The sequence below is a fragment of the Priestia sp. KCTC 13724 genome (assembly GCF_056820425.1).
In genome coordinates, this window is sequence record NZ_JBXDLD010000041.1 from 22,257 (window position 1) to 31,177 (window position 8,921).

Below are 8,921 nucleotides of genomic sequence, written 5' to 3' on the forward strand. Positions count from 1 at the left end.
CTCCTTTTTTACATTGAAACTAACAAGTTACTTTCTCATGTGGGTGTACGGTATCAGGATAAATTTCTGTTGGATATTTTCCTGTGAAACAAGCCATACACTGTCCACCATTTTCATAATCTCGACCGATTGCTTCAATTAATCCTTCATTGCTTAAGAACTCCAAAGAGTCCGCTTCAATTAATTCACAAATTTCTTGTACAGAGCGAGTTGCTGCAATTAGCTCGGATGAAGAAGATGTATCAATTCCATAGAAGCATGGATTTTTGATTGGAGGTGCACTAATACGAACGTGAACTTCTTTCGCTCCTGCTTCTCGTAGCATGCGAACGATACGGCGACTTGTCGTTCCTCGAACGATTGAGTCATCAACCATGACAACACGCTTACCTTCTACAATCTTACGCACCGGAGACAGCTTCATTTTCACGCCTTGTTCGCGCAGCTCCTGTGATGGTTGAATAAACGTACGGCCAACATAGCGATTCTTAATTAATCCTAACTCATACGGAATACCTGATTGCTCGGCAAATCCAATGGCCGCTGAAATACTAGAATCCGGAACACCAGTTACAACATCTGCTTCGATTGGAGATTCCATCGCTAGCTGTTTTCCTAGGTTTTTACGTGCTGAATGCACATTAATACCATCAATGTTACTGTCTGGACGTGAGAAATAAATGTATTCCATACTGCAAATTGCACGATTTACATTTAACGTAAAGCGCTCAGATTTTATTCCTTCATCATCAATAATTAACAATTCTCCAGGTTCTACATCACGTTCGTGAACTGCTCCTACAATATCAAATGCACATGTTTCTGATGCCACGACATAAGCATCTCCTAGACGACCAAGTGATAGTGGACGTAATCCATTTGGATCTAAAGCAACCATCATGGCATCTTCAGTTAAAATAACAAACGCATACGCACCCTTTACCATGGAGAGTGCATTTTTTACTTTGTCTTTCATATCACTATAGCCACTACGCTTAATTAAATGTGCTAACACTTCTGTATCAGAGGTGGATTGAAAAATGCTGCCTTGATTTTCAAGTTGGTGCTTTAGCGCATTGGCATTTACTAAGTTACCGTTGTGAGCTAATGCAATGCTTCCGTTATGAGAGCGGAAGTGAAGGGGCTGAACGTTTTCAACCCCTCCACCTCCTGCTGTTGCATAGCGCACGTGACCGATTGCTGCTTTTCCTTGAAGCTGATCAAGCTCACCGTGGCCGAATACTTCATTTACAAGGCCAACGCCTTTTGCCACGCTGACTTTTTCTCCATTTGTAACGGCAATTCCAGCTCCTTCTTGACCGCGGTGCTGAAGGCTGTGAAGGCCATAGTAAGCGATTTGACTTGCATTTTCATGACCCCATATGCCGAATACGCCACATTCTTCGTTTAAACCTTTTATTTCAGCAAGCATGGAATAGCTCCTTTCCAAGCTTTCGTTAAGTCTTGAACAAATTGTTGTACAACTGCATTTCCTTCATGCTTAATTGTTAATTCTCCGTTTTCAGTTACGCGTCCCACTAGCTTAGCATCCGCAACAATACTCTCGAAAGCCTGTTGATTTTGTGGTGCTACTGTCACAATAAAGCGTGATTGTGTTTCACTAAATAACTCTGCTGTTAGGTCACCGTTCACCGTAACTTCTACTCCAAGCCCACTACCATTCATTACTTTCTCTGCTAGGGCTACCGCAAAACCACCTTCTGCAATATCATGTGCAGATTGTACAGTTCCTTGACGGATTGCTTGAAGAAGCTGATCTTGACGTGCTTTTTCTACTGATAAGTCTAGAGCAGGCGATTGGCCAAATACCTTACCGCTTTCAATTACTTTTTGAAGCTCAGTCCCAGCAAATTCTGCTTTTGCTTCGCCAATTACATAAATTAAGTCTTCTGCTTGTTTGGCATACTGAGTTGTAATATGCTTCACATCGTCAATTAGTCCAACCATTCCAATAACAGGTGTTGGGTAAATTGCTTCACCTTTTGTTTCGTTATAAAGAGACACGTTACCACCGATTACTGGTGTTGAAAGCTGACGGCAAGCGTCGCTCATTCCGTCCGTTGCTTTTTCAATTTGCCAGAAAATTTCCGGCTTTTCTGGATTTCCAAAGTTTAAGCAGTCGGTAATTGCTAAAGGCTGTGCACCTGAACATACAAGATTGCGAGCTGCTTCGGCTACGGCAATGCGTCCACCTACTTCAGGATCTAGATAAAGATAGCGAGAGTTACAGTCGGTTGTCATTGCTAATGCTTTATTTGTATCTCGCACGCGTACAACGGCTGCATCAGAACCAGGTGATACAACTGTATTTGTACGCACTTGATAGTCATATTGATTATAAACCCACTCTTTGTTTGCAATCGTTGGTTGTTGTAAAAGCTTCACTAGCATATCACTATGATTATCTACTGTTGGTGCGTAAGCAGGTTGAGCTTGAAACTCACGGTAATAAGCTGGCTCTGCTGATGGTTTGTGATACACAGGTGCATCTTCTGCTAACGCATCAACTGGCACATCCGCTACCACTTCACCTTTATGAGTTAAACGAAGGCGTTTGTCATCTGTTACGTGACCAACTGATACTGCTTCTAAACCGTAGCGCTCTACGATATCTACAATCTCTTGCTCACGGCCTTTTTCAACAACGATTAGCATACGTTCTTGTGATTCAGAAAGCATCATCTCGTAAGGAGTCATACCTGTTTCACGCTGAGGTACAAGATCAAGATTCATTTCGATACCAGAACCTGCTTTACTCGCCATCTCTGCTGATGAACTCGTTAAACCAGCCGCTCCCATATCTTGAATACCAACTAATGCATCACATTTAATTAACTCTAAGCATGCTTCAAGAAGAAGCTTTTCCATAAATGGATCTCCCACTTGAACTGCTGGACGTTTTTCATCTGATTGATCTGAAAGTTCCTCTGATGCAAATGTTGCTCCATGGATACCATCGCGGCCCGTTTTAGCACCGACATACATCACCGTATTGCCAACACCTTTTGCTTGGCCTTTTTGGATGTCTTCGTGGTTAATTAAACCTACACACATTGCATTAACTAATGGGTTTCCTTCATAAGAGTCTTCAAACTGAATCTCTCCACCCACTGTTGGGATCCCAACGCAGTTACCGTAACCTGCAATCCCTGCTACTACTTCCTCAAACAAATGACGAACTTTTGGAGACGTCAGCTCTCCGAATCGTAAAGAGTTTAACAGCGCAATTGGTCTTGCTCCCATTGAAAAGACGTCACGGATAATTCCACCTACACCAGTTGCTGCTCCTTGGTAAGGTTCAATGGCTGATGGATGATTGTGACTTTCAATTTTAAATACAACTGCTTGATTATCGCCGATATCAACAATCCCTGCGCCTTCACCTGGTCCTTGAAGTACTTTTTCACCAGTAACAGGGAATTTCTTCAAAACAGGCTTAGAGTTTTTGTAGCTGCAGTGCTCTGACCACATAACAGAGAATAACCCTGTTTCTGTGTAGTTAGGCGTACGACCTAATAATTGCTCTACATTTGCAAACTCTTCATCTGTTAATCCCATATCTCGATATAGCTTTTGCTCTTTAATTTGCTCTACATTTGGTTCAAGAAGTAACGACATTTTGTTCCCTCCACTGCTTTACGATTGATTGAAATAATTTTAGTCCATCTGCGCTACCTAGAATATCACTAACTGCTCTTTCTGGGTGGGGCATCATTCCTAATACATTTCCTGCTTCATTTGAAATTCCTGCGATGTTTTGAAGACTTCCATTTGGGTTATCTTCGTATTGGAAAAGGATTTGATTGTTTTCAACCAATTGTTGTAACGTTTGTTCATCGCAATAGTAATTACCTTCACCATGTGCTACTGGAATTGCAATGATTTCGTCTTTGCCATAAGCATTTGTAAACATAGTTTCATTGTTAGCTACTTTTAAGTTAACGGTTTTACAGATAAATTTTAAATTTTCATTGCGACGCATAGCTCCTGGTAAAAGACCTGCTTCTAAAAGAATTTGGAACCCGTTGCAAACGCCTAATACAGGTTTTCCAGCCGCTGCTGCCTTTTTCACTTCATCCATTACGTTCGAAAAGCGTGCAATTGCACCTGAACGTAAGTAATCTCCGTATGAGAAGCCACCTGGTAACAGGATACCGTCATATTCGTCTAAAGACTTAGCATCGTGCCAAACATATTCTACTTCCTCACCAAGTTCATCTTTAATTGCATGATACATATCTACGTCACAGTTTGATCCTGGGAACACAATTACAGCAAATTTCACTGTACGACAACCTCCTCAACCTCGTAACGATAGTCTTCAATTACTGTATTCACTAAAAGCTTTTCACACATTTCTTTCACTCGCTCATCTAATGCATCTGTGCTATCAATTGTTAGCTCTAAGAACTTACCGATACGAACTTCTTGTACTTCTTCATAAGACATACGGTGTAATGAATTTTTAACGGCTACGCCTTGTGGATCTAGTACGCTTTCTCTTAATGTGACAAATACTTTTACTTTATACATGGTTGGGTTATCCTCCGATTCGCTGTAAGATTTTTTCGTATGCTTCTGTTAAACCGCCTAAATCTCTGCGGAAAACATCTTTATCTAATTTTTCGTTTGTATGAACATCCCAGAAACGGCAAGTGTCAGGTGAAATTTCATCAGCCAAGATGATATCTCCTTGAGACGTACGACCAAACTCTAATTTAAAATCAACTAAGAAAATGTCTCTCTCTTTAAAGAAAGAAGATAATACTTTATTAATTTGAAGTGCTTGTGCTTTTAAGCTATCAATCTCTTCTTGAGTTGCAGCTTGTAGGAAAATGGCATGTTCGTCAAGGATTAACGGGTCTCCTAACGCATCATCTTTGTAATAAAGCTCTACAATTGGATTTTCAAATCGAATACCTTCTTCAACCCCAATGCGCTTAGCTAAACTACCGGCTGTTGCGTTTCGAACCACTACTTCAAGCGGAACGATTTCAACCTGCTTCACTGCTTGCTCATAGTCAGATAGTTGTTTTACAAAATGTGTCTGAATTCCTTTTTCATGAAGCATTGAAAATAGCAAACTACTAATTTGGTTATTTAACTTTGCTTTTCCTTCAATCTCAGCTTTCTTTTCACCGTTAAATGCTGTTGCTTCATTTTTGTAAGCAACCCACAGTACATCTTGTTCATTTGTTGCATAAATCTTCTTTGCTTTTCCTTCGTAAAGTAGCCCTTGCTTTTCCATGCTGACACCTCTATATCCAGAATATTCTGATACCCATTTTTGCAGAAAGGCAAGGACTCACCTTGCCTTTTTTATTAAAGACCTAAACGTTCAAAAATCATATCTACACTTTTCAGATGATGCGTATGATCGAAGCAGTCATCAATTTCTTCTGCTGTTAAATGTTTTGTAATGCGCTCTTCTCCTTCGATTAGAGAGCGGAACGGGACTTGTGTTTCCCAAGCTTCCATCGCTTTAGGCTGAACTAGATCATATGCTTCTTCACGAACCATACCTTTGTTAATTAACGTTAGTAACACGCGCTGTGAATAAATTAAGCCGAGCGTACGATCCATATTGCGCTTCATGTTGTCTGGGAATACCGTTAAGTTTTTCACGATGTTTGCAAAACGATTTAACATGTAGTTCAGTGCAATTGTTGCATCTGGTAAGATAACGCGCTCTGCAGAAGAATGTGAGATATCACGTTCGTGCCAAAGTGGTACGTTATCATAAGCTGTTACCATGTATCCTCGAATTAGTCGTGCTAACCCCGTCACGTTTTCTGAACCAATTGGGTTACGCTTATGCGGCATAGCTGATGATCCCTTTTGACCTTTTGCGAAGTATTCTTCTACTTCACGTGTTTCACTCTTCTGAAGGCCACGAACTTCTACTGCAAACTTCTCAATTGAAGTTGCAATTAACGCTAGTACAGACATATAGTGTGCATGACGATCACGTTGTAGAGTTTGTGTAGAGATAGGAGCTGGCGAAATACCAAGTTTTTCACATACATACTTTTCAACAAACGGGTCGATGTTAGCAAACGTTCCAACTGCTCCAGACATTTTCCCAAACTCTACTTCAGCAGCTGCTCGCTTCAAACGCTCTAAGTTACGCTTCATTTCTTCGTACCATAACCCCATCTTTAAGCCAAATGTTGTTGGCTCTGCGTGGACACCGTGCGTACGACCCATCATAACCGTATATTTATGTTCTTGTGCTTTTTCTTTTAATACCTCAATAAAGCGCTCAACGTCGTTTACTAAAATATCGTTTGCTTGTTTAAGTAGGTAAGATAAAGCTGTGTCCACAACATCTGTAGAAGTTAAACCATAGTGTACCCACTTACGCTCTTCGCCAAGTGTTTCTGATACCGCACGAGTAAACGCAACAACGTCATGTCGTGTTTCAAGTTCAATTTCATTGATTCGATTAATATCAAAAGATGCATTTTCACGAATTAGCTTTACATCTTCTTTTGGAATGTGTCCTAATTCAGACCATGCTTCACAAGCTAAAATTTCAACTTCTAGCCAAGCTTTAAATTTATTCTCTTCAGTCCAAATTGCTGCCATCTCTGGTCTTGTATAACGTTCAATCATGTTGTTAATTCCTCCGTTCTTTCCCATATTCCCAATGATTCGGCTTTTTCTACCGCCTCATCTATCTTATCAGCTAATACAGTAATATGTCCCATTTTTCGTTTATGTTTCGGAACTTTTTTTCCGTACAAATGAAGGTGCATATCGTCTAAATATTCGATTTTTGCCATCGTTTCTTCAATATGCTCTCCTAATAGGTTAACCATAACAGCAGGTTTTAACAATGTTGATTGAACTAGCGGCCAGTTACAAATCGCTCGAACGTGCTGCTGAAATTGCGATAAGCTGCAAGCATTGATTGAATAATGTCCTGAATTATGTGGTCTTGGTGCTAATTCATTAATATAGAGATTGCCTTCTTTTGTTAAGAACATCTCAACAGCAAGAGTCCCAACTAAGTTTAGGCCTTTTGCAATTTCTTTTGCATATTCAATTGCCGTTTGCTCTTGGCTAGCTGTAATACGTGCTGGCACAATGGTTTGGTGTAAAATATGATCTTTATGAATGTTCTCAGCAACTGGTAAGCATACAATGTCGCCTCTCATATTTCGGTGAACGATTACAGAAACTTCTTTATCTAAGTTCATCCATTGTTCTACGATACATTCAGACTGTGATAATAATCCTTCTGCTTCAACTACGTCATGACTGCTTTTTAAAAGAACTTGCCCTTTGCCGTCATAGCCTCCTCTACACGTTTTTACTACGCAAGGATAGCTAATCGTCTCGACAGCCTTTAACAGCTCTTCTTTATTCTTCACAATGGCATACTGAGGTACGTTTAGATTTAGATTAGTAATCATTTCTTTTTCTAAACGACGATTTTGAGTAACTGCTAATAAACGACTTCCTTGTGGCACATAACATTTCGTTTCTAACCACTTCATCATCTCAACATCAACGTTCTCAAATTCATATGTGATTACATCTGAAACTTCTGCAAGTCGTTCAATTGCCTTTCGATCGTCATAGGCACCAATCACTTTAATATCAGCTACTTGACCACATGGAGAGTCTTCTGTAGGTTCTAAAACAGCTATATAGTAACCCATTTCCTTAGCAGCTAGGGCAATCATTCTCCCTAGCTGGCCTCCGCCAACAATCCCTATTGTTTTTCCTGGACGTATAAGAACATTAGACAAGTTGATCACTGCTTTCTAATACGGATAATCGAATTGATTCTCTTCTCTCATCTAGCTGTTTACTAATGCCCAAATCTGATGTACCTAAAATTTGAGCTGCAAGCAAGCCTGCATTTGTTGCTCCTGCTTTGCCGATTGCTACTGTTGCGACCGGAACACCTCCGGGCATTTGAACGATGGACAGCAATGAATCTAAGCCATTCAAGTTACTTGATTTAACCGGTACACCAATCACAGGCAATACTGTTTTTGCAGCAATCATACCTGGTAAATGTGCTGCTCCCCCTGCTCCTGCGATAATAACTTGAATTCCTCTTTCCTTTGCTGTTTCGGCGTATTCAAACATATAATCTGGAGTTCTATGTGCCGATACAACTTTCTTTTCGTAAGCAATATCTAATTCTTCTAAGATGTCACAAGCATGTTGCATTGTAGACCAATCTGACTGACTTCCCATGATAACAGCAACTTTTACATTCATAGATAAAAGCTCCTTTTTTAATTTATAAAAAAAGCCTAGAATGATGTGATTTCCAAAAGGAAAGTCACAATCACTCTAGGCTTTATTAATTCGTACCTTTACTATAAGTTGCAGGATACGAATAGTTAATCCTAATTGATTGTTCTTTCCTCATAGTCCAATAATTTACGGTTATTGGGTAGAAACTCTCAGGCCATATTCCTGAATATTATATGAGGTTTCGTTTCTCTTATTTGCAACTTAATGATAACAGCCAACCATGAAAAAAGTCAACTCAAAAATCGAATATTTAACTTTTAATTTTTAATAATGTTCGTGTTTAAAGTGATTTTCCTTCAAATATGATTTGTTGCTTTACAGGAACATGCTCTTTAACCCCATTCTTGACCGTTTCTTCAAAGATAGGCTTTTCTATTCTTCTCACAGGCATATAGCCATCTTTTTTCATACGATCTAAACAATCAGCAATCGTTTCATTTTCACCTACTTCATACATAGCTTTTTTCTTTTTCTTCTCACTCATAGTAAAATCTCCTTTTTATTCGAGAATATAGAAAAAAGGCTAGTCAAATGACTAGCCTTTTTTCGCTGTTGCCTGGCAACGTCCTACTCTCACAGGGACAAAGTCCCAACTACCATCGGCGCTAGAGAACTTAACTTCC

The 8,921-nt window shown here is 39.8% G+C and carries 9 protein-coding genes and 1 riboswitch; all 9 genes read right to left on the bottom strand.

Annotated features, from left to right (window positions below; translation table 11 throughout):
• Window positions 1–19: 19 nt before the first annotated feature.
• On the bottom strand, window positions 20–1,432 hold the full coding sequence (purF, locus tag AC1UFB_RS06530; RefSeq protein WP_482588811.1) for an amidophosphoribosyltransferase: 1,413 nt from the start codon (window positions 1,430–1,432) through the stop codon (window positions 20–22).
• Complete coding sequence (gene purL / locus AC1UFB_RS06535) at window positions 1,417–3,639, bottom strand: phosphoribosylformylglycinamidine synthase subunit PurL (protein ID WP_025909073.1); 2,223 nt, start codon at window positions 3,637–3,639, stop codon at window positions 1,417–1,419. Before purL ends, purF begins: the two co-directional genes overlap by 16 nt.
• Entirely contained in the window at window positions 3,623–4,306 is a 684-nt protein-coding gene (gene purQ, locus AC1UFB_RS06540) for a phosphoribosylformylglycinamidine synthase subunit PurQ (protein ID WP_076513836.1), read from the bottom strand. Before purQ ends, purL begins: the two co-directional genes overlap by 17 nt.
• On the bottom strand, window positions 4,303–4,554 hold the full coding sequence (purS, locus tag AC1UFB_RS06545) for a phosphoribosylformylglycinamidine synthase subunit PurS (protein WP_025909075.1): 252 nt from the start codon (window positions 4,552–4,554) through the stop codon (window positions 4,303–4,305). The genes purQ and purS overlap by 4 nt, the downstream gene beginning before the upstream one ends.
• Window positions 4,555–4,561: 7 nt before the next feature.
• Window positions 4,562–5,269 carry a phosphoribosylaminoimidazolesuccinocarboxamide synthase gene (gene purC, locus AC1UFB_RS06550; protein ID WP_025909076.1) on the bottom strand — a complete coding sequence of 236 codons (708 nt, stop codon included), beginning with the start codon at window positions 5,267–5,269 and terminating at the stop codon, window positions 4,562–4,564.
• A gap of 74 nt (window positions 5,270–5,343) precedes the next feature.
• On the bottom strand, window positions 5,344–6,636 hold the full coding sequence (gene purB, locus AC1UFB_RS06555) for an adenylosuccinate lyase (protein WP_025909077.1): 1,293 nt from the start codon (window positions 6,634–6,636) through the stop codon (window positions 5,344–5,346).
• On the bottom strand, window positions 6,633–7,778 hold the full coding sequence (purK, locus tag AC1UFB_RS06560) for a 5-(carboxyamino)imidazole ribonucleotide synthase (protein ID WP_100346432.1): 1,146 nt from the start codon (window positions 7,776–7,778) through the stop codon (window positions 6,633–6,635). The genes purB and purK overlap by 4 nt, the downstream gene beginning before the upstream one ends.
• Window positions 7,771–8,259, bottom strand: coding sequence for a 5-(carboxyamino)imidazole ribonucleotide mutase (gene purE, locus AC1UFB_RS06565; RefSeq protein WP_328101223.1), 489 nt, complete (start codon window positions 8,257–8,259; stop codon window positions 7,771–7,773). Before purE ends, purK begins: the two co-directional genes overlap by 8 nt.
• 133 nt (window positions 8,260–8,392) lie before the next feature.
• A riboswitch (purine riboswitch) is annotated at window positions 8,393–8,495 on the bottom strand.
• Window positions 8,496–8,578: 83 nt separating this feature from the next.
• On the bottom strand, window positions 8,579–8,782 hold the full coding sequence (locus tag AC1UFB_RS06570; protein ID WP_025909080.1) for an NETI motif-containing protein: 204 nt from the start codon (window positions 8,780–8,782) through the stop codon (window positions 8,579–8,581).
• Between the last annotated feature and the right edge of the window lie 139 nt (window positions 8,783–8,921).